Raw genomic sequence first — 21,350 nt, 5'->3', positions numbered from 1 at the left:
TTTTGCTTAGTCATTCGGGCGGTCAAACACGAGACGTATATCAATTGAGCCGATATTCGAGCTACGTGTCATCGTGAGTTTTTCGAGACGATTGGTATTGCTCCAGGTATATACCAAGTCCCAGCCATCCTGGCTAATTTTGCTTACTTGACCATTTGCATTTCTATCAACACTTGCTTCGCTTCCAGGGCGTACTTCGCCTCTTAACCAATTTGATAATCCGCGCGCTGGTAGTGGTAGGCCTAATGTGTTTTGTACTAAGCTATCTGCATCAACTGCAGTCACTACTTTGCCATCACTTTCGAGCGTGGCTTCACCCGGCGTAATGGTAATTTTGGCAATCGAGCCACCCATTGGATTGCGTATTTCTAAAACATCTTTTAATGCTTCTTGAGTTAAGGTAAAACCACCAGAGCCACCTTGGTTTTGTGACTCAGTTAAGCCAATGACTTTGACAGCAAAGCGCCCATCCCATGATCCCTTAGACGCTTGATCATCCCTTACCCAGTCTGGCTTTAGACGTTGTAAGGTTTCTTTCAGGGTTGGATTATTGGCGTCTATTTTTTGTCCCTGGCGCCACATCTCTTCTGCTTCCGCACGGCGATTCATAGCCCACAACACTTCACCAGTATGAGCTGCAATATCCGCTTCTGGTTTCATAGCAAATGCTTGTTGTAATTGCTCTAATGCAAGGGCGTTTTTACCGAGACGAAAATTGACCCAGCCCAAGCTGTCCAAAATAAAACTATCTTTTGGAGATAGTTGATGCGCTTTACTGATGAGCGCATATGCCTCAGGTAACTTCATATTGCGGTCGGCTAAAGAATAGCCAAGAGCATTTAGGGAATTTACATCGTTTGGGTTCTTGCGCAAAATATCACGCAAGGTTTTTTCCATCACATCCATGCGACCTACTTTTTCAGCAGACATGGCATAGGTATAAAGTAGGCCCGGATCTTTGGGTGGAATCTTGACAGTGGAGGCGATTTCATAAAAAGCGCGCAAGGCGTCTGACTCATCTTTTGCTTTAGCAAGTAATGCTTGCAATTGCAAAAGGGTATTTTCTTGTTGGGCAGGAGTTTGTTGGCGCAATAAAGTAATTGCTGGCTTGATAGCATCGGACCAGCGATTGCTTAAGATCAACAGCGTGACCAGGACTTCTTTAGGTTTGGTATCTGAGGCTGGAGAGAGTTCATCCCAAGTTTTGGCCGCTTGCATAGCTAAATCCGGGGAGCCGCCTGCAATCGCAATTTCCATCGCTCTTTGGGCTAGCCTAGGATCTTGGTATTGGCGTGCCATCTCCAGATAGGTGTTGTAAGCCAAGCCAGCCTCGCCCCGCTGCAGGGCGATTTCGGAGGCAAGCACCTCAAAAACGGCTTCACCAGTTTGTAATCCATTTGCCTGGTTTTGGGCATGGGCTGATGAAATGACTCCACCAGCTAAGGCCGCCAAGAATAAACCCTTTAATAGGGGTTTCATTGTGAATTTACTCATAAGCACATTCTAATCCGCGAATCTACAATCCATTTATGCCAGAACTTCCAGAAGTAGAAGTCACCCGATTAGGAATCGCCCCCCATCTGGAGGGGCGCAAGGTCAGCGCCGTCAAGATTATTGATGGACGCTTGCGTTGGCCAGTGCCCGCCAACCTTTCTAAAAGCTTGCCTGGGCAAACAGTACATGCCATTGAGAGGCGTGGGAAGTATCTTTTATTAGAAATGGATACGGGCTACTTGCTGATTCATTTGGGTATGACGGGAACTTTGCGTGTACTCCCAAGCTCGGACCCCCTCAAGATTCATGATCGCGTGACGCTAGAGTTCGGTAAGTTCAGTTTGCGTTTGCATGACCCACGAAAATTTGGTGCCGTTTTATGGCATCCCAAATCAAAAGGTCCCATTGAAACATTTGCGCTTTTGCAAAAGTTGGGAGTTGAGCCATTTTCTCCGGAGTTTGCGGGTGAGCTGGGCGCCGATATTTTGTATCAAAAATCCCGCAAGCGCAGTGTCGCTGTGAAGCAGTTTCTTTTGGCAGGGCAAGCAGTTGTCGGTGTTGGCAATATTTATTGTTCTGAAAGTTTGTTTGAGGCGGGCATTCATCCAGCTAAAGCTGCAGGAAAACTGACCCGACCACAATGTTCTCGCCTGGCTGAAGCGGTGAGATTAATTCTGAAAAAAGCGATTGCGGCTGGCGGCAGTAGTTTGAAAGATTTTGTGAATAGCGATGGCGATCCCGGGCACTTTATGGTCCAAACCAAGGTCTATGACCGCAAAGGCTTACCATGTAAGGTGTGTAAGTCGCCTATTAGTCAGATAGTGCAGGGCCAACGCTCCACTTATTTTTGTACTCAATGTCAAAAACGCTGATCAACACATTTGCATCAAAGCTGGTTGCTTGGCATGCGATCAGTGGGCGCTCAGGCTTGCCTTGGCAAGGTAATCGAGATCCTTATGCAGTGTGGGTTTCAGAAATCATGTTGCAACAAACTCAAGTGGCTACGGTCCTTGAGCGCTACCCACGTTTTATGAAACGCTTTCCAACAGTTAAAAAATTAGCTTCCGCTGATATCGACGAGGTATTGGCTGAGTGGGCGGGATTAGGGTATTACTCGCGCGCTAGAAATCTACATGCTTGCGCAAAGCAGGTCATGACAGAGTTCGGCGGCAAGTTTCCAAGTGACCCCATTTTGCTTGAGCAATTAAAGGGGATTGGGCGATCTACAGCTGGCGCAATCGCCGCATTTGCTTTTCATGAGCGAGCACCTATTTTGGATGCAAATGTGAAACGCATTCTGGCACGTTTATTTGCCATTGAAGGTGCGATACAAGATAAGAAGATCAACGATCGACTATGGGATTTAGCAATAGATTTACTACCAACTAAGCCTACAGATATGCCGGTCTATACCCAGGCACTGATGGACTTTGGCGCTACTTGGTGTACGTCACGCAAACCAGTATGTTTAGGATCTGAAAAAAAATGCCCATTCGCAAAAGACTGCCAAGCCAATTTAAGCGGTCAAGTCCTTTTGCTTCCACAAAAAACCAAGAAGACCAAATCCCTAGAATTTGATTGCAATATGTTGTTGATGCGTTCCGGCAACTCCATCCTCTTGCAAAAGCGCCCGAGCAAGGCCATTTGGGGTGGTCTGTGGTCTTTGCCTGAAGGGCCTTGGACCCCTAGGGTAGCTCGTGCAAGAGTTGTTGGGATAAGCCCACAGGAATTATTTGCAGCTACATTGCCCGAAGAAAAATTGGCAGCACTTACAAAAGCTTGTAAATCATTAAAGCGAGCCGAAGAAATTAAGCATGTCTTTACGCACAGACGCTTGTGGATGCAAATATGGCAGGTAAGCGCTCCAAAAGAGTTGGTCTTTTTAAATCCAGATCTGAAGTGGGTTCCCTTGGCTCAGCTAGGGCGCCATGGCCTGCCGCAGCCGATTAAGCTTTTGCTGCAGGGATTGAATCTAGTTCGCGGTGACGATCTAAAAAATTAAGCTGCAAGTCCATGAGGTCCTTTTGGGCGCGGAAGTGTTCGCTCAAGCGGCCTACGAGATAGACAGAGCGATGTTGGCCGCCAGTACAACCAATGGCAACCGTCAAATAACTGCGACCATCAGCAATGTAATGGGGCAACCACTTGTTAATGAATTGGGTGATGTCGGATTCCATGCTCATGACTTCTGGAATTTTTTCCAGAAATTCCTTAACGGGCTTGTCGTTGCCGGTAAGTGGTCTGAGCGCTTTGTCATAGTGAGGATTTGGTAGACAGCGCACATCAAAAACTAAGTCCGCTTCGCTGGGCACGCCCTTTTTAAAACCAAATGACTCAAAAACTACTGTGAGACCTACCGGTTTGTCTTTGAGGAGATCTTGAATCCAGGAACGCAGTGCATGAGCAGGTAGGTTACTGGTATCGATGCTGTGCGCTTGGGCACGTAAGGGCTCGAGCAAATTACGCTCTTTATCAATTGCCTCAATCAGAGTTGCCGATTGAGATTGTTTGCCATTAGTAGATAAGGGGTGGCGACGACGGGTTTCTGAGAAGCGTTGCACCAAAGTATTGGTATCGGCATTGAGGAATACCACTCTTACCTGATGATTTTTGCGTAGGTTCTCGAGAATGGATGGCAAGTTTGCAATAGATTGACCGCGACGAGCATCTATGGCGACTGCAACTTGCTCGCACTTTTCTTTTTCAAGTGTGGAGATGAGGTTTTCGAGAAGTGAGACAGGAAGATTGTCTACGCAGTCATAGCCAGCATCTTCAAAAGCCCTGAGGGCTACTGATTTACCTGAGCCTGAGATTCCGGTAATCAGATTGATCTGCATAGCTTAGAGTAGGCGTCCTTGGGACTTTGAGGATTCTGACTCCGCATTCATCTGAATACGTTGACGCTCGATAAATTCTTTTAAGGTATCGATACCGCGCAATTGCAAAATAGTATTGCGAACGGCAGCCTCAACTAGTACGGCTAAGTTGCGGCCAGCAGCCACCTGAATTTTGACCGTACGAATGGGGATGCCTAGTACGTCAATATGCTGGGCCTCAAGGGGTAGACGCTCAAATTCGCCATCGGTTCTACGAACGAGCTGAACAATGAGGCGTAGTTTTAATTTACGACGCACTGCTGTTTCACCAAAGATCGTCCGAATATCGAGCAATCCCAGTCCACGTACCTCAAGTAGGTTGCGCAAGATGACGGGGCAGCGACCCTCAATGTAATCAGGTCCAAGACGTGCAAAGTCAACCGCATCATCGGCTACCAATCCATGTCCACGAGAAATGAGTTCGAGACCTAATTCACTTTTACCTAGGCCGGATTCGCCAGTAAGAAGCACACCCAAGCCCAGAATGTCCATGAAGACACCATGCATTGTGATTTGAGGGGCACCAATTTTGGTTAAGTAAGTGCGTAAATGATCAATCACTTCCGCAGCAGAAATAGTGGTGGTGAATAGCGGTGTTGAAGAGCGTTGGCAGAATAGTTGCAGATCTGGATCTGCACTCTTACCATCAGCCACAATGACACAAGGAGGCATCTTGGAGATCAAACTGGCAATTTGCTCTTGCCTTTGTTTTGGCTCCAGAGCTGCGTGATATTCAACCTCTTGCTCGCCGAAGATTTGAATGCGGCTTGGGTGAATGAGGTTTAAGTGACCCACTAGGTCTGAGCTAGCTGCCGCCACTTTGACTGCTTCTGGCGGGAAAGTGCGGTCGGCGCCTTCAAGACCGCCGATCCAAGACAGCTTTAATTCTGAAACGTTGTCATCAAAAATCTGCTGAGCAGTTACTCCCTCTAGGAGTAATGGCTGAGTCATTTTGCTGTACCCCAGTGTTGTAAGAGTTCGCAAACCTTTAAGGGGTCTGCAGCAGACGATAAGGTCTCGCGAGCATCTGCATCTGACAGAAGCTGAGCAATCGAAGACAAAATTTCTAAATGTTGTTGGGTGGCTTTTTCAGGCACCAGCAAGAAAATCAGGATGGAAACCGCTTCACCATCCGGAGCTGCAAACTCAATGGGGTTTTGCAGTCTCATAAAAGCGGCACTTGGTTGCTTTAGGCCTTTCACACGACCGTGAGGGATAGCTACACCAGCGCCGAGCGCGGTAGAACCTAAGTCTTCACGAGCATTGAGGAACTCTATAACGGAGTTTGCTGCTATTCCTGTTTGTTTAGAAAACAGTTCTCCAGCGGCTGCAAATGCATCAGCCCTGCTTGTGGCGGGGATATCTAATGCAATGCAGTCGGGAGTAAAAAGATTGGTCAGGGCATTCATGTGAATTGATTATAGGTGTCCTGACGTACTAGATCACTCAAAATGCTTTTCGTGATGATGATCTTGAATCTTTTCTTTGTGTTTGACAACTTGACGCTCTAACTTATCAACCACTGCATCCATGGCGTGATAGAGGTCGGCATTGTGTGCTTCAGCGAACAGATCTTTCCCTTTGAGATGAATGGTGATCTCGGCGCTTTGACGGAGGTCCTTCTCCTTGGCTTTATCTACTACCAGGAAGGCAGACGCATCAATGACGTGATCGAAGTGCTTACGAATTTTGGCTAGTCCCGCCTCAAGATGAGAGCGCATGGCAGGGGTAACTTCCACGTGACGGCTATTAATTTTCAAATTCATTAGCGACTCCTTTTATAGATGCTATAGATGCGTGCGCATAGTCATGCCCGGGGTGCGCAGCAAGCCCCTGAAATTTTTTGTGCTGTTTTTTTTGAAAAATAAACCATGAGCCTCCAGCGTATCAGCGAATTTGCCGAAAACCAAGAGGGAAGTGCAATTTTTATTACTTTAAAAGCGGGAAGCCTTGTCTGGCTTACATCCGGAAGTTTTCGCCCAGATAGACTCTGCGCACGGCATCGTTCTGAATAATCTGATCAGGCTTGCCTTCGGCCAATACGCTACCTTCGCTGATGATGTAAGCGTGATCACAGATACCTAGGGTTTCGCGGACATTATGGTCGGTAATCAGTACCCCAATTTGGCGGTCCCGCAGGAAGCGCACAATGCGCTGGATTTCCCCAACAGCAATAGGGTCAACACCAGCAAAGGGCTCATCTAGCAAGATGAATTTTGGCTGGGAAGCAAGCGCTCTCGCAATTTCCACCCGTCTACGTTCACCACCCGATAGGGAAAGGGCTGGATTATTGCGCAGATGACTTATTTGGAGTTCGCCCAAGAGCTCATCTAGGCGGTTGGCAATTTCAGCCTTAGTAAGGGGTTTGCCACCCTGAGCTTGAAGCTCTAGGACTGCCTGAATATTTTCAGCTACGTTGAGCTTTCTAAATACAGAGGCTTCTTGCGGCAAATAGGAGAGACCCATTCGAGCGCGCTCATGAATCGGTAAATGCGTAATATTCGCGCCATCTAAAACGATATTCCCACCATCGAGTGGGACTAGTCCAACAATCATGTAGAACGAAGTTGTTTTGCCTGCTCCATTTGGTCCTAGCAGGCCAACTACTTCACCACATCTAACTTGTACGGATACATCACGAACCACGGTTCTTGAGCCATACCGTTTTTGTAGGTTATGGGCGCTTAGTGTGGACGCATTATCGATGTGGGCTAAATCCGCTGTCATTTCTCTAGGGTTGCTTTTCGTCTTGGTGAAAGGATGGCTCTTGCTAAGGGCAGATCATCCGGTTTTGCATCTTTAGGGGGCGTGACATGATAGTACTGCTTTACATCATCGTATTCAATTTTCCAGCCCTTTAATTGATCAAGCATTTGCATATTGAGCAAGCGCTTCAAGCTAGCATCGCCTGTCAACGTCAGAAATTCTGTCTTGGCATCATAGGTAACCTGGGCGCCACGACCTTGCATGAACTCATCTGCAAGTCCTTCACGACGTTGTCTAAAGCTCGCTATCGCTTCCGGTGTGCCAACAACATCGACAAACTCATAGCCCTGAGAGTCCACTGCAATGTGGCCATCCTCACCAGTCACAATAATGCTACCTTTGATGAGTAGCACCTGGCCGTTGAGGTCATAGATTTGCTTTACGTCGTTTACAGAAACTTTCTCTGCTTCCAGGATGACGGGTTTATCTTGATCTGCTTTTTCCGCGAACGACAGGGATGCAAGGGAGAGCCCCAAGGTCAGGAATGCAAGGCGAACCGATACGATTTTCATCGACACCATTTTATTGGTGACTCCGTGGGGCGCGTTCAATACGTCCTTTAACTTGGCCGCTGAGCACCATACTTTGTTCGACGTTGTTAAATACACCACCTTCAGTGGAATTCATAATCGACATGCCCTGCTCAAGAGTAATTGGCCGATCGGTTTCAATAATGTCATCGTTAATGAGCACTTTGAAATAGCTTGAACTGGCTAACATTCTTAAAGTCGCTGGCTGTGATGCAGTCGCTTCTTGCGCTGGGCGAAAGATACTGGCGTTATCGTATAAATCGAGGATGGTGAGATCACCATCGATATGCCCTGTATCTGACTTCACAGTTACAGGGGCTTTCTCAGCTTGGAACAGGCGCATGCGCGGCGTCAGGATATCGATAGAGGCATCGTCATCATAGTGAGTGACTTTGACGCCTAACACTCGGTATTTAGTATTGCCTAATTCATTAAGTGCGGATAGTGCACCATCTTTAATGGTGTAGTCAGGCTCATGCAGGCGCACGCGTTCTAAAGGAGATTTTTCTGGCGGAGTATTTTTTTGGACCAACCAAAAAGTTGCCAGCGTGAGCACGCCCATCAATATTAAGGGCAGCAGGCGCAACAGAGCGCGACCGATGCCAACCTTAATTTGCTGAGGCTTTAACTGCATTGCTTAGCTACAAGCCTTAAGAAGTAATTCTTCGTAGCGATTCTGCGCTTTGAGAATCAGGTCGCATACTTCACGCACTGCGCTATTACCGCCATTGCGTGTCGTCACCAAGTGGGAAAATTCATGGACAGCTTCGTGACCTTGTGCCGGGCAAATTCGAAAGCCTGCATTTTTCATCATTTGCATGTCTGGCCAATCGTCACCCATAACAGCGCAGTCAGCCGCAGTCAGCCCCAGAGATTGAAGAACTTCTTTCAGGGCAATAGCTTTGTTTTCAACACCCATGTGAACATGTTTAATACCAAGCTCTTCACAGCGCGCCAAAACCATTTTGGAATTTCTGCCGGTAATGATGGCAGTCGGAATGCCGCATTGCTCTAATAATTTGATGCCTAAACCATCTTGAATATCAAAGGCCTTTAAAGATTCTTTGCCATCAGAGCCAATCCAAACTTGTCCATTTGTTAATACGCCATCAACATCTAATACCAAAAGCTTCACTTTGCCTGCACGCTCCCAGGCCTGTGGATATTGAGCTAATGGGTTGGTGTTATGGGTATTGAAGGCGCTAGGCATAAAAAAAGACTCGATTACTAATGGAGATTAAATAACTTTGGCTGCAAATAAATCATGCAGATTTAATGCGCCTAATAAATGGCCTTGGTTATCTGTCACTACCAAATGATTGATGCGATGTTTCTCCATCATCTCGATCGCTTCTTCAGCAAGTAACTCTGCTGGAATGGTGCGAGGATCGGCAGTGGTCGCACTCTTCAGTTTGATGCCGCCAAGGTCGGTAGTTTTTTCCAGAAGGCGACGCAAGTCACCGTCAGTCAATATGCCAAATACTTTTTTGTTGGCATCTAGGATCACGACCATACCCATACGCTTTGCGGTCATCTCTAACAAGGCATCTTGTAGCGATGCATCAATGGAAATCTTTGGCGTGTCTGCAAGGCTACGCATTACTTCGCTGACATGCATTAATTGCTTGCGACCTAGTCTGCCGCCAGGATGAGAGCGAATAAAGTCTTCAGCTTCAAAGCCGCGCGCGTCTAGTAAGGCAACAGCTAGTGCATCGCCCATGGCTAGTGCAGCAGTAGTGCTGGTTGTAGGCGCCAGATTCAATGGGCACGCCTCTTTTTCAACACTGGTATCTAAATGCGCGTCTGCCAATTTGGCAAGAGAGGAATTTGGAGCGCCAGTGAGGGCAATGAGTTTTGCGCCAGTGCGTTTCACGATTGGCACGATAGTCAAAAGCTCATCGGTCTCGCCGGAATTAGAAAGTGCAACAAAAACATCATCTCTAGTAACCATGCCTAAGTCACCGTGGCTGGCTTCAGCGGGATGAACAAAAAATGCAGGGGAACCTGTGGAAGCAAAAGTAGCGGCAATTTTGCGAGCAATATGACCCGATTTGCCGATTCCAGAAACGACGATTCTGCCTTTGCAGCCATGTAAAAGCTCAACCGCCAGGACGAGGGCATCAGCATTGGCGCCCTCAAGGCGATCACGCATGGTTTGCAGTGCAGCAGCCTCAATAGTGAGGGTGTCGCGCGCAAGCTTTAGGGTACGTTCACGAGTCTTAGCTATCATCGAGTAAGTATATGCCGTCAGTCCTTCAATTAACTCTCATTCTCCTGGCCTCGGGTGTGGCCGGAGTGGTTATTTTCCGCTATTTTGGCTTACCCCCCATTTTGGGCTATTTGGCCATTGGCGTGCTGATTGGGCCTAATGCCCTGGGCTTGGCGAATGATTCAGCCACAGTGAAGTATTTGGCTGAATTTGGCGTGGTTTTCTTAATGTTCTCGATTGGCTTGGAATTTAACCTGCATAAATTAAGGGCAATGCGATCGATCGTATTTGGCCTTGGTGGCAGTCAAGTCATTCTGACAATGCTTTTAGCAATCCCCGCTAGTTTGCTAATGAATTGGATTTATCCCATCTCTTGGCATGCTGCGATCGCTTTAGGTGGTGCGCTGGCAATGTCATCCACCGCAATTGTGACCAAGCTGATTTCTGATCGCGCCGAATTAGAGGCAGAGCATGGCCGCAATGTCGTGGGTATTTTGTTGTTCCAGGATTTAGCAGTGGTCTTCCTGTTGATCCTATTACCATCGCTCGGGAAAAATCCTTCTGACTTGTTCGTTGCGTTAACTGCAGCGTCCATCAAAATCACCGTTGCCTTGGTATTGATTTTCTTCATTGGCCAAAGCTTGATGAGTCATTGGTTTAAGTTGGTTGCTAAGTTGCGCTCACAAGAGTTGTTCATGCTCAATCTATTATTGATTGTTTTGGGCATGGCGGCACTTACCGAGCACTTTGGTTTGTCGCTAGCACTTGGTGCATTCTTAGCTGGCATGTTGATTTCTGAGACGCCTTATCGCCATCAAGTGGAAGAGGATATCAAGCCGTTTCGCGACGTTTTACTTGGCCTCTTCTTTGTGACGATTGGCATGTTGCTGGATTTCAATGCCATTCGTGAGCAGTGGTTATTGGTTTTGGTTTTGCTGGTTGGCCCACTCATCTTCAAGTTTGGCCTTATTGCTTTGCTATCTCGGGTCTTTGGCTCTAGCCCTGGAATCTCGATTAGAACTGGACTGTGCTTAGCTCAAGCGGGTGAATTCGGCTTCGTGTTACTCAATCAAATTGATGGCCTGGATTTAATTGACCCCACCTTGAGTCAAGCAGTATTGGCAGCAATGTTGATCTCCATGTTCTGCGCACCATTCCTCATTGAATACAGCGACCGCATTGCAATGCGTTTCTCCAGTAACGAATGGCTGCTGCAATCGCTTGCATTAACTCGTGTTGCTTCCAAGAGTGTTCGTAATGAAAACCATGTGGTCATTTGTGGCTTCGGTCGTTCAGGTCAAAGTTTGGCCCGCATGCTTGATCAAGAAAAAATTCCATACATTGCCTTGGATTTAGATCCTGATCGCGTTAAAGAGGCTGCGGCTGCTGGAGATAATGTGGTTTATGGCGACGCTAGTCGTGAAAACTATTTAGTAGCCGCTGGTCTTTCAAGGGCAAAGGCAGTTGTGATTACTTATGCCGATACCGCAGCAAGTATGCGAGTGTTGCGTCAGGTAGAGCGCTTACGTCCTGGTATGACGGTATTGGTGCGTACTAGAGATGATGCGGATATCGCCAAGTTGCAGGCTGCCGGAGCTACCGAAGTGGTACCCGAGTTAATTGAGGGTAGCTTAATGATCGCCTCCCATGTTCTATTGATCATGGGAGTGCCAATGCGTAAGGTAGTGCGACGCATCACTACAGCAAGGGAAGAGCGTTATAGCTTGCTGAGGGGCTACTTCCGCGGATCTGCAGACGATGACTTTGGTTCCAATGAATCTTGGCGCTTACATGCCATTACACTGCTACCCCATTCAAAAGCGATTGGTAAAACCCTTGGCGAGCTTAATTTAGAGAAAGAAGGCGTCAATGTTCAGGCAGTACGTCGTAAGGGCCGAAACGCAGATTATGTAAAGTTGGACCCCGTTCCGGATCTTAAGCTTGAGGCCAACGATATTTTGGTGATCTCAGGCAATTCAGAGGCAACCGATTTGGCTGAAGCTAAATTACTCTGAGATCTGTTGACGTATTACTTTTTCTTTTTGCTGGCTACAGGAGTAGGCGCTTTGCGAGTTAGCAAAGGCGCTAAGTAGTGACCTGTAAAACTCAATTCATTTTTCGCTACGTCTTCTGGTGTGCCAGTAGCAATGATTTGCCCACCACCGGCGCCGCCCTTAGGCCCTAAGTCAATAATCCAATCCGCAGTCTTAATCACATCAAGGTTGTGCTCAATGATGACAATCGTATTGCCTTGTTTTTTGAGTGTTTGAATCACAGTTAGTAACAGCTGAATATCGTGGAAATGCAAACCAGTAGTTGGCTCGTCCAAGATGTATAAGGTTCTGCCGGTGTCACGTTTGGAGAGTTCAAGAGAGAGTTTTACGCGTTGCGCTTCACCGCCGGATAGGGTGGTTGCGCTTTGTCCAAGCTTCACATAGCCCAAGCCTACGTCCAGCAATGTTTTGAGTTTGCGCTTAACAACGGGTACCGCTTCAAAGAACTCATGGGCTTGTTCGATTGTCATCGAGAGTACTTCATGAATATTCTTACCCTTGTAGCGAATATCTAAAGTCTCACGGTTGTAGCGCTTTCCATGACAAACATCACAAGGTACATAAACATCAGGCAAGAAGTGCATTTCTACTTTAAGAACGCCATCACCTTCGCAAGAGTCACAGCGACCTCCCTTAACGTTGAAGGAGAAGCGTCCGGCTTCATAGCCCCGTTCACGTGATGCAGGAACACCAGCAAAGAGTTCTCTAATCGGGGTAAATAGTCCTGTGTAGGTAGCAGGGTTGGAGCGCGGCGTTCTACCAATAGGAGATTGGTCAACGCTAATTACTTTATCGAAATGCTCTAGACCCTTCATTGCATCGTGTGCTGCAGGCTCTGCATTAGAACCATAGAGGTGTTGAGCAACAGCATGATGCAGGGTGTCATTAATTAAGGTGGATTTACCAGAGCCTGATACACCAGTCACACAAGTTAACAAACCAACGGGGATTTTTGCATGAACAGATTGCAAGTTATTGCCGCGCGCGCCAATGATTTCTAAAAAGCGATCATTTACAGGAATACGTTTTTCTGGAACCGCAATTGCTTCACGGCCGGCAAGGTAGGCACCAGTTAAGGAATTCGGGTTGGCTTCTACTTCGGCAGGTGTGCCTTGAGCTACTACTTCGCCACCATGAACGCCAGCACCAGGACCGATATCAATCACCCAGTCAGAGGCGCGAATCATATCTTCGTCATGCTCAACGACTAAAACACTATTACCTAAATCACGCAGGTGCTTCAGGGTGCCAATCAGGCGATCGTTATCGCGTTGATGCAGGCCAATAGATGGCTCATCCAATACATACATCACTCCCGTTAAGCCAGAGCCAATCTGGCTTGCCAGGCGAATACGTTGGGCTTCTCCACCAGAAAGAGTGTCGGCACTACGCTCTAGTGAAAGGTAGTCTAGGCCTACGTCATTTAAGAAGCGAAGACGTGCGCCAATCTCTTTGACGATCTTGTCAGCAATTTCTCGTTTGGCACCCTTAAGCTCAAGGGTCTCGAAATATTCTTTGGCTTCTTTGAGAGGGAGGGCGCTAATCTCGTAAATCGCGCGAGACTGTTTCTTCTCACCCACTTTGACAAAGCGCGCTTCTTTGCGCAAACGGCTGCCGTTACATTCTGGGCAGGTTTGTACATTCTGATAACGCGATAGTTCTTCACGAACCGTCATGGAGTCGGTTTCGCGATAGCGTCTTTCAAAGTTGGCAACAATGCCTTCGAAGGCATGTTCACGAATGCTGTTCTTGCCACGCTCGTTGATGTACTCGAAAGGAATGGTGACATCACCAGATCCCAATAGAATCAAATCTTGCTGCTTTTTGTTTAGCGTCTCAAATGGCTTCTCCACATCAAAGCCGCCATGCTTAGCCAGGGTCTGAAGGAGTTTGAAGTAGAACTGATTGCGACGATCCCAGCCTTTAATGGCGCCAGAAGCGAGCGATAAATCAGGGTGCGCAACGATACGCTTAGGATCAAAGAAAGACTGGTGACCCAGGCCGTCACAGGACGGGCAGGCGCCCATTGGGTTATTAAATGAGAAGAGGCGAGGCTCTAATTCTTGTAAGGAGTATGAGCAAACTGGGCAAGCAAACTTGCTTGAGAAAATCATCTCTTTGCCAGTATCCATATCGACTATCATGGCTTTGCCATCAGCCAAACGTAAGGCTGTTTCAAAAGATTCGGCAAGACGTTGCTGAATATCAGGGCGTACCTTAATGCGATCAACCACCACTTCAATCGAATGCTTATCGTTCTTTTTGAGGGTTGGTAATTGATCAACTTCAAAAATTTCTGCTTTTGCTACGTTTGCTGTGCCACCGCCAGAGCGTATGCGGAATCGTACAAAGCCTTGTGCCTGCAGGTCTTGAAAGAGATCAACAAACTCACCTTTGCGCTCACTCACTACTGGAGCCAAAATCATCAACTTCGTATCTTCAGGCATCGACAACACGGTATCGACCATTTGAGAGACGCTTTGTGCTTCTAAAGGTAGATTGTGGTCTGGGCAATGGGGCGTGCCTGCGCGTGCAAATAACAAACGCAAGTAATCGTGAATTTCAGTAACGGTACCCACGGTAGAGCGAGGGTTATGGCTGGTTGCTTTTTGCTCAATCGAAATCGCTGGAGACAGCCCTTCAATCGTATCGACATCTGGCTTTTCCATCAGTTGTAAAAACTGACGGGCATAGGCTGAGAGAGATTCCACGTAGCGACGTTGACCTTCTGCATACAGAGTGTCAAAAGCCAACGAGCTTTTGCCTGAGCCAGATAAGCCAGTAAGGACGACGAGTTTCTCTCTAGGGATGTCTAGATTGATGTTTTTGAGGTTGTGGGTGCGGGCACCGCGGATCTTGATTTCGTTATTCATGATTTTTTAGCGTAACTTGTTAATATAGCTCTTTCCCATGAATCCTTCTGAACTCCGCTCCACTCTGGCCTTAGCAGGCATATTTGGCCTCCGTATGCTGGGCCTATTCTTGCTATTGCCGATCTTTAGCATTCATGCGCGTGGCTTGCCGGGTGGTGAGCATGCCCTCTGGGTCGGTTTGACTCTTGGAATCTTCAATATTGTGCAGGCCTGTTTTTACATCCCTTTAGGCCGGTTATCGGACCGAATTGGCCGTAAACCCGTTGTTTTATGGGGTCTATCCCTGTTTGTGGCCGGAGCCTTAATTTGTGCCGCCAAAGATGATTTGCTCTGGATTGCGATTGGCCGGGGGGTCATGGGCGCTGGCGCCGTCTCAGCAGCGATTTCTGCATGGGTAGCTGATTTGACTCGCGAGCAAGTCCGCACTCGAGCTATGGCATTGGTAGGCGGCAGTATTGCCCTCTCATTTGCTTTGTCTTTAGTGATTGCCGCCCCGATTTATCGCGCAATTAGTCTCAGTGGAATTTTTATCGTTCTGGCGGCATTGGGCGTAATTGCCATGTTCGTTACTTATTATGTTTTGCCAACGAGTAAGCCTGAAGCTAAAGTTCAACAGGCTTCATTGAAAGAAGTTTTCTTTCGTCCAGAGTTGATGCGCTTAAATCTTGGTGTGTTTGTATTGCATGCAACTCAAGTAGCCATGTTCTTAGTGGTCCCGCGTTTACTTGTACAAGCAGGACTGCCGCTCTCTTCTCATTGGGAAATTTATCTTCCTGTTGTGCTACTGTCTTTTATCTTCATGGCACCCGCAATTATTTACGGTGAAAAGAAACAGAAGTTAAGAACTATTTTGTTAGTTGCGATTGTTTTATTACTAGTTGCCGAATTGATCTTTACGCAAGCCAATTCAGTCATGACGATTGCAGCTGCATTACTGGTTTATTTTGTAGGCTTTAATCTGCTCGAAGCCTTACAACCTTCTTTGGTGTCTCGTTTTGCTAAAGAATCCAAAGGGACCGCATTAGGTGTTTACAACACTACGCAATCCATTGGCTTGTTTTCAGGGGCGGTCATTGGGGGCTATTTGATGGATAGCCACGGTGATTTATCGGTCTTTGCCATGGGTGCAGCACTCCTCGTTTGCTGGCTTATAATTGCTTGGTCGATGGGTGAAATGCCAACAAGAGCAACAGGTTCCAAGGATGTAAGCACAACGACATAACCGCAGCTTTATTGATTCAATTAAAGCGAGCAGTTTATTTTTTAGCAGTAATAACAGTAGTATTTTTCTTCGGGAGACAACATGGCTTCGGTAAATAAGGTCATCATCGTAGGTAACGTAGGACGTGATCCAGAGACGCGTTACATGCCAAGCGGCGACGCAGTTACAAATATCTCAGTAGCAACATCTGATCGCTACAAAGACAAACAAACTAACGAAATGAAAGAAACCACAGAATGGCACCGTGTTGCATTCTTTGGCAAGCTTGCAGAAATCGCTGGTCAGTACCTCAAAAAAGGTTCACAGGTTTATGTTGAAGGTCGTTTGCGTACACGCAAATGGACTGACGCTAGTGGCCAAGAAAAGTATTCCACAGAGATCGTTGCAGAAACAATGCAAATGCTTGGTGGCAAGCCAGTAGGTGGAAGTGGTGATGGTGGCGAGAGCTATAGCCGCTCAAAGCCGGCTGAGCAGTCTGCTCCAGCATCATCAAACGCTGCATCATTAGGCGCAATGGACGACGATATTCCGTTTTGATAATTTCAGAATGCCTAGTAAGTAGTTTTTACTAAAAATCAAGAAAACCCCAATTAGTTATTGGGGTTTTCTTTTATGTAATCAGGATTCTTGGGTGCATGTAAATCTAACATTCACTATTGACCTTAAAATAACCATATGAATATCAGAGGAATAAGGCAGTTAGTATTTTTGCTATGCACAGTAGTGCTTGCGGCCATCATGCCTAGCTTATCTTATGGTGCCCCCTTCTTCTTTCCGGATATGAATCCTTCCTTTGTTAAAGGAGATTCCCCCGAATGGTTGCAAGAAGGCCGGGGCAATGACGGCTACCTAACAATTACTTCTGAAGTGATTCCAGTTAATACATGCACGCAGATGGCTAGTCGTAGTTTCTGGGGATCGGATAAAACTCAGCTTGTTCTATCGGTTGTTACCTATGGGTTTAAGAGTAAGCTTGATAAAGTAGACATTCCAATTGGGACTTTTGATGGTAGAGATAGTGGCTCTGAGTGCTCTTCTCTGAGCACTACACCATTGCAGATAGTGCCAATCACCAGTCTTGGTGCTTACTCAGTATTTAATCCAGGAAATCTATCTTTGGTCCTGAATGTCAGAAGCTCGAATGATTCCAATCAAGACTTTGTGGGTTCTGCAAAATTACTTCTCGGCGCAGCGGCAATGGTGGCAACAGGCGGATCAGCAGCGGCGATTGGGGGTATTTCAGCGACTGTTGGTAATTCAGTGATGAGCGATACCCAGAAAAAAGCCAATAGTCTTTTGCAGGGAATGATTGATGCAAAAGTGCCCGTGACATTTAGCTGGTCAGAGTTGCGTCGAGGAATTAGCGCAGTGCAAATCCCTGTATACAAGATTGATCAAAGCGTAAGTAGTCTGACGGATAAACAAATTCAGCAACTACAAAAAGATCCCAAAGCAGATAAGCAATTAATGTTTACAGTGAAGTTAGAGGTTCAATACTTTAGAAGCATCTTCTATCCAACTGTGGCAAACATTGTGGATTTGGCTACCCGTGAAAACCTGTCATCAGATTATATTTTAAATTTCCAGGTGCCCGGTTCTAGTCAAAACTTTATGCAGCTCTTAAATAGTTCAGCGCCAAGTCTTTTGCAGCAAGTGACCAAAGTGGAGGGGGCCGATCTCACTCGCGCCTGCTCCATTGCCTTATCGAAATTGAAGTCAGCAGGTCTTGATGACGTTGACAGTGCAATTGTGATGAAGTCATTTATTGATGAGGCAAAAGGGGATGCAGGCTGGTACTTGAACCCAGCTTTAGTGAAAAGCTGCTTTTCTCAGGCTCCAAGTATTCATACAAATCTGGAAAAGATATATGGCAAGCCCGCACAAGTAAGCATCCAGACTACGACGCCTTAAGTTTTGACTTATTGACGTGCGTGTCGAATGTTTTCTGGCCAAGGGGAGTTGTAGTCTGTGCGGAAAGGATTGATATCTAAGCCGCCGCGTCGTGTGTAGCGCGCATATACGGATAGCTTCTCCGGTTTGCACTGACGCTTGATATCAGTAAAGATGGTTTCCACGCAATGCTCATGGAATTCGCCTAACTGTCTAAAGCCAATGAGGTAGCGTAATAAACCCTCTTCAAGGATCGGCCTGCCTTGGTAACGAATTTGCACGCTCGCCCAGTCTGGTTGACCGGTCACTGGGCAATTAGACTTAAGAAGGTGCGAGACAAGACACTGCTCTATTGGGCCAAAGGATTCATTGACGCCAAGTAGGCCTGGGTCTGCGGGTAGGTTTGGATCTACTTCAATATCTAATCTATCCATCAAAATGCCACCCATTTCTTGTATCCCTTTTTTGGAGACTGCTTCTGTTGGGTTGATGCGGGTGGTGACCTTGCTGCCAGCAACTGCAGATAAGTCGGTAATGAGTCGCTCTTTAACTTCATTCTCATCCTCAAAGCGTGCGCTGTTAAGGCTGTTGAGATAAAGCTTGAATGACTTGGACTCAATCATGTTCGGCGAGTCTGCAGGAATCTGAAACTCTGCCAAAGCAATTTGTGGTTTACCCTTTTGATTGAGCCAGCTGAGTTCAAAGGCGTTCCAAATATCAACACCAACAAAGGGTAGAGCTTGATCTTCTTTAAAGCCCAACTTCTTTCTATTCTCAGATCTGGGGATGGGAAACAACACACTCGGATCATATTGATCTGGATATTGCGTTGATTGTCCGAGGGGTAAGGTTGCCATTACAGTATTTCGCTTACTTCTTAGGTTTATTTGATACGCCAGATACCACGTGGCCTGTGGGCGCTACAGAGGCTGCTGATTGGCAATGACCGGTTTGATCATCAAAGAAAAAGTCTGGTTCGAATTCTCGCAAGAACTCGCTCTTCGAGAGGCCGCCTAAAAACATTGCTTCATCTACATCAATACCCCATGCCATCAGTGTGCGAATGGCTCGTTCATGGGCTGGTGCAGAGCGTGCTGTAACTAATGCCGTCCGAATTCGCATGCCGTTTTCACTAGTGGAACGTTGTAGTCTATGTAAGGCCTCTAGTAAGGGCTTGAATGGGCCGGGAGGCAAGGGAATATCGACCTTCTTACTTTCGTGATCCACAAAAGCTTCAAGACCTTTTTTCTGGAAGACTTGTTCGGCTTCATCGGAGAAAAGAACTGCGTCTCCGTCAAATGCAATACGGATTTCATTAGGATGAGACTCCGCGGTTTTGCTGGACTCTGGATACACACGAGCGGCAGGAAAGCCTGCATCAATCGTTGCTCGTACATCATCTTCATTTGCAGACAAGAAGAGGTTGGCATGTAGAGAGCGCAAATAATGATACGGAGGCCTACCTCTTGTAAATACGCCACGTTCAAGATGTAGTCCATGATGCTCGGCTGAGCGGAATACACGCAGGCCACTGACTGGATCGTTGCGAGAGAGGATCACCACTTCGACACGTTGCTCACCCTCATCATTAAAAGCGAGGAGTTTCTTTACCAAAGGGAATGCCACCCCTTTTTGAGCGGCCTCACTCAGGCGCTCCAACTGTAATTTCATATAGGCGCTGTCATCGGTTGATTCGAAGATGCGATTTTCTTCCTCGAAATCAAACAGGGCGCGCGAAGAGATCGCGACGACGAGTTTTCCGGTGAGTGTGTATGACATTTGAGATTGGGCTTATTTTAGGAATAGGCGATAGGCAGGATTATTGGTCTCATCCCAGTGTGGATAACCTAAGGTTGCCAAGAAGCTTTGGAATTTCTTCTGCTCATTCTGAGGCACCTGAATACCAATCAGAATACGGCCATAGTCAGCACCATGATTACGATAGTGGAACAAACTGATATTCCAGTTAGGGGCCATGCTGGTTAAAAACTTCATCAAAGCGCCTGGACGCTCTGGGAACTCAAAACGGTAAAGCAATTCATCTTTAGCCAGTGCAGAATGCCCGCCAACCATATGACGTAAATGCGATTTTGCTAACTCATCATGCGTGAGATCAATCGTTGCGAACTTTGCTTTGCGGAAATGCTTTGCAATAGCCTCACTGTCACCTGCTTTTTGTGTGCTGATGCCAACAAAAATATGCGCTTCACTTTGATCGCCAATACGATAGTTAAATTCAGTGACATTACGTTTGCCGAGTAATTCGCAGAAGCGTTTAAAGGAGCCGCGCTCTTCCGGAATAGTGACTGCAAATACCGCTTCGCGGAACTCGCCAACGTCTGCGCGCTCAGCCACAAAGCGCAGGCGACTAAAGTTCATGTTGGCCCCGCAAGCCACAGCCACTAGGGTTTTCTTCTTGATGCGTTTTTTCTCGACATACTTCTTCATACCCGCAATGGCGAGTGCACCAGCAGGCTCAAGAATGCTGCGGGTGTCGGTAAATACATCATTAATAGCTGCACAGATTTCATCTGTGTCGACGGTGACAATCTCGTCTACTACTTTCTTGCAGATACGGAATGTTTCTTTGCCAACCAATTTCACAGCAGTGCCATCAGAAAACAAACCGACGTCTTTCATTTCAATACGTTTATTTGCTTTGAGTGACTGATTCATGGCATCGGAGTCAGAAGCTTGAACGCCGATCACTTTTGTTTTGGGGCTAACGGCTTTGATGTATTCACCAATACCGGAGATTAGGCCACCACCACCTATCGCGACAAAGACTACATCAATCGGTTTTTCGTATTGAGTAAAAATTTCGTGGGCAATCGTTCCTTGACCTGCGATGACATCGGGATCGTCAAAAGGGTGGACAAAAGTTAAGCCCCGTTTTTTGCCGAGAATCTCAGAATGTTTAAAGGCGTCGCTATAGGACTCACCATGAAGGATGATTTCTGCCCAGGATCCGCCTCTGGCCTTGACTGCATCAATTTTGACGCTAGGGGTCGTGACCGGCATCACGATGACGGCTTTGCACTTCATTTTGGCGGCCGATAGGGCTACACCTTGGGCATGGTTGCCTGCAGAAGCTGTAATAACCCCGCGTTTTAGGGCTTCTGGGGGTAAATGGGCCATTTTGTTGTAGGCGCCACGGAGTTTGAAGGAGAAAACCGGCTGGTTATCTTCTCTTTTGAGTAAGACCTGGTTGCCCAAACGCTTAGTCAGTTCTGGGGCGAGCTGAAGTTCGGTTTCTCTGGCTACGTCATAGACGCGAGCCGATAAAATTTTCTTTAAATAGTTCGTTGCCATCCGATGAGCGTACCACGGATGGCTCCTAAGCCCTTAGATTTGCAAGGGTTTATCCCTTTAGGGAGCAACTTTCTCGGAATCCTGCCACTATCAGGTTCACTCAATTAAAATGCTTATTTATCAA

20 protein-coding genes are annotated in these 21,350 nt (G+C 47.0%); 6 read left to right on the top strand and 14 right to left on the bottom strand.

The window, feature by feature from the left end; translation table 11 throughout:
- Window positions 1–6: 6 nt before the first annotated feature.
- On the bottom strand, window positions 7–1,494 hold the full coding sequence (locus ICV90_RS09440; protein ID WP_215358677.1) for an outer membrane lipoprotein LolB: 1,488 nt from the start codon (window positions 1,492–1,494) through the stop codon (window positions 7–9).
- A 35-nt stretch (window positions 1,495–1,529) separates the two neighbouring features.
- Here ICV90_RS09440 and mutM point away from each other — a divergent pair, with 35 nt between their 5' ends.
- Window positions 1,530–2,366 carry a bifunctional DNA-formamidopyrimidine glycosylase/DNA-(apurinic or apyrimidinic site) lyase gene (gene mutM, locus ICV90_RS09435; protein ID WP_215358676.1) on the top strand — a complete coding sequence of 279 codons (837 nt, stop codon included), beginning with the start codon at window positions 1,530–1,532 and terminating at the stop codon, window positions 2,364–2,366.
- A complete protein-coding gene (mutY, locus tag ICV90_RS09430) occupies window positions 2,351–3,496 on the top strand; it encodes an A/G-specific adenine glycosylase (RefSeq protein WP_215358675.1) in 1,146 nt (381 codons plus the stop codon). The genes mutM and mutY overlap by 16 nt, the downstream gene beginning before the upstream one ends.
- On the opposite strand, the gene rapZ is transcribed toward mutY, so the two are convergent.
- The 9 genes from rapZ to ICV90_RS09385 all read right to left on the bottom strand — a co-directional run bounded on the left by rapZ (window position 3,441) and on the right by ICV90_RS09385 (window position 9,896).
- Complete coding sequence (rapZ, locus tag ICV90_RS09425) at window positions 3,441–4,331, bottom strand: RNase adapter RapZ (RefSeq protein ID WP_215358674.1); 891 nt, start codon at window positions 4,329–4,331, stop codon at window positions 3,441–3,443. The two genes, mutY and rapZ, sit on opposite strands and share 56 nt — an antisense overlap.
- 3 nt (window positions 4,332–4,334) lie before the next feature.
- Entirely contained in the window at window positions 4,335–5,321 is a 987-nt protein-coding gene (gene hprK / locus ICV90_RS09420) for an HPr(Ser) kinase/phosphatase (RefSeq protein ID WP_215358673.1), read from the bottom strand.
- Window positions 5,318–5,779 carry a PTS sugar transporter subunit IIA gene (locus tag ICV90_RS09415; RefSeq protein ID WP_215358672.1) on the bottom strand — a complete coding sequence of 154 codons (462 nt, stop codon included), beginning with the start codon at window positions 5,777–5,779 and terminating at the stop codon, window positions 5,318–5,320. Before ICV90_RS09415 ends, hprK begins: the two co-directional genes overlap by 4 nt.
- Before the next feature lie 33 nt (window positions 5,780–5,812).
- Window positions 5,813–6,136, bottom strand: a complete 324-nt coding sequence (gene hpf / locus ICV90_RS09410) for a ribosome hibernation-promoting factor, HPF/YfiA family (RefSeq protein ID WP_012358449.1) — start codon at window positions 6,134–6,136, stop codon at window positions 5,813–5,815.
- A gap of 193 nt (window positions 6,137–6,329) precedes the next feature.
- The gene (lptB, locus tag ICV90_RS09405; protein ID WP_215358671.1) at window positions 6,330–7,097 is read right to left on the bottom strand and encodes an LPS export ABC transporter ATP-binding protein; all 768 of its coding nucleotides are present in this window, start codon (window positions 7,095–7,097) and stop codon (window positions 6,330–6,332) included.
- A complete protein-coding gene (lptA, locus tag ICV90_RS09400; protein ID WP_251367723.1) occupies window positions 7,094–7,648 on the bottom strand; it encodes a lipopolysaccharide transport periplasmic protein LptA in 555 nt (184 codons plus the stop codon). Before lptA ends, lptB begins: the two co-directional genes overlap by 4 nt.
- Window positions 7,649–7,658: 10 nt before the next feature.
- Window positions 7,659–8,300 (bottom strand): LPS export ABC transporter periplasmic protein LptC, encoded by a 642-nt coding sequence (gene lptC, locus ICV90_RS09395; protein ID WP_215358669.1) that lies wholly within the window; start codon window positions 8,298–8,300, stop codon window positions 7,659–7,661.
- 3 nt (window positions 8,301–8,303) lie between these two features.
- Window positions 8,304–8,876: an HAD family hydrolase gene (locus tag ICV90_RS09390; RefSeq protein ID WP_215358668.1), complete on the bottom strand. Its 573-nt coding sequence runs from the start codon at window positions 8,874–8,876 to the stop codon at window positions 8,304–8,306.
- A 27-nt stretch (window positions 8,877–8,903) separates the two neighbouring features.
- Window positions 8,904–9,896 (bottom strand): SIS domain-containing protein, encoded by a 993-nt coding sequence (locus ICV90_RS09385; RefSeq protein WP_215358667.1) that lies wholly within the window; start codon window positions 9,894–9,896, stop codon window positions 8,904–8,906.
- A gap of 11 nt (window positions 9,897–9,907) precedes the next feature.
- Here ICV90_RS09385 and ICV90_RS09380 point away from each other — a divergent pair, with 11 nt between their 5' ends.
- On the top strand, window positions 9,908–11,890 hold the full coding sequence (locus ICV90_RS09380) for a monovalent cation:proton antiporter family protein (RefSeq protein ID WP_215358666.1): 1,983 nt from the start codon (window positions 9,908–9,910) through the stop codon (window positions 11,888–11,890).
- 14 nt (window positions 11,891–11,904) lie between these two features.
- On the opposite strand, the gene uvrA is transcribed toward ICV90_RS09380, so the two are convergent.
- On the bottom strand, window positions 11,905–14,802 hold the full coding sequence (uvrA, locus tag ICV90_RS09375; protein WP_215358665.1) for an excinuclease ABC subunit UvrA: 2,898 nt from the start codon (window positions 14,800–14,802) through the stop codon (window positions 11,905–11,907).
- A 37-nt stretch (window positions 14,803–14,839) separates the two neighbouring features.
- Here uvrA and ICV90_RS09370 point away from each other — a divergent pair, with 37 nt between their 5' ends.
- The 3 genes from ICV90_RS09370 (at window position 14,840) to ICV90_RS09360 (ending at window position 17,935) form a co-directional block, all read left to right on the top strand.
- Window positions 14,840–16,024: an MFS transporter gene (locus tag ICV90_RS09370; RefSeq protein WP_215358664.1), complete on the top strand. Its 1,185-nt coding sequence runs from the start codon at window positions 14,840–14,842 to the stop codon at window positions 16,022–16,024.
- Window positions 16,025–16,105: 81 nt separating this feature from the next.
- Entirely contained in the window at window positions 16,106–16,561 is a 456-nt protein-coding gene (gene ssb, locus ICV90_RS09365) for a single-stranded DNA-binding protein (RefSeq protein ID WP_215358663.1), read from the top strand.
- A 201-nt stretch (window positions 16,562–16,762) separates the two neighbouring features.
- Entirely contained in the window at window positions 16,763–17,935 is a 1,173-nt protein-coding gene (locus tag ICV90_RS09360; RefSeq protein WP_215358662.1) for a hypothetical protein, read from the top strand.
- Between the two features lie 8 nt (window positions 17,936–17,943).
- Here the strand turns inward: ICV90_RS09360 and queF are convergent, their stop codons facing one another.
- Genes queF through ilvA form a run of 3 tightly spaced genes read right to left on the bottom strand, consistent with a single transcriptional unit; the run spans window position 17,944 to window position 21,226 of the window.
- Complete coding sequence (gene queF / locus ICV90_RS09355) at window positions 17,944–18,771, bottom strand: NADPH-dependent 7-cyano-7-deazaguanine reductase QueF (RefSeq protein ID WP_215358661.1); 828 nt, start codon at window positions 18,769–18,771, stop codon at window positions 17,944–17,946.
- Between the two features lie 13 nt (window positions 18,772–18,784).
- Window positions 18,785–19,693 carry a 5'-nucleotidase gene (locus ICV90_RS09350; RefSeq protein ID WP_072582710.1) on the bottom strand — a complete coding sequence of 303 codons (909 nt, stop codon included), beginning with the start codon at window positions 19,691–19,693 and terminating at the stop codon, window positions 18,785–18,787.
- Window positions 19,694–19,705: 12 nt separating this feature from the next.
- The gene (ilvA, locus tag ICV90_RS09345) at window positions 19,706–21,226 is read right to left on the bottom strand and encodes a threonine ammonia-lyase, biosynthetic (RefSeq protein WP_215358660.1); all 1,521 of its coding nucleotides are present in this window, start codon (window positions 21,224–21,226) and stop codon (window positions 19,706–19,708) included.
- Window positions 21,227–21,350 lie beyond the last annotated feature (124 nt).

It is taken from the genome of Polynucleobacter sp. JS-JIR-II-b4, assembly GCF_018687815.1.
Taxonomy (GTDB): domain Bacteria; phylum Pseudomonadota; class Gammaproteobacteria; order Burkholderiales; family Burkholderiaceae; genus Polynucleobacter.
This window is presented reverse-complemented; position numbering and strand designations above follow the sequence as displayed.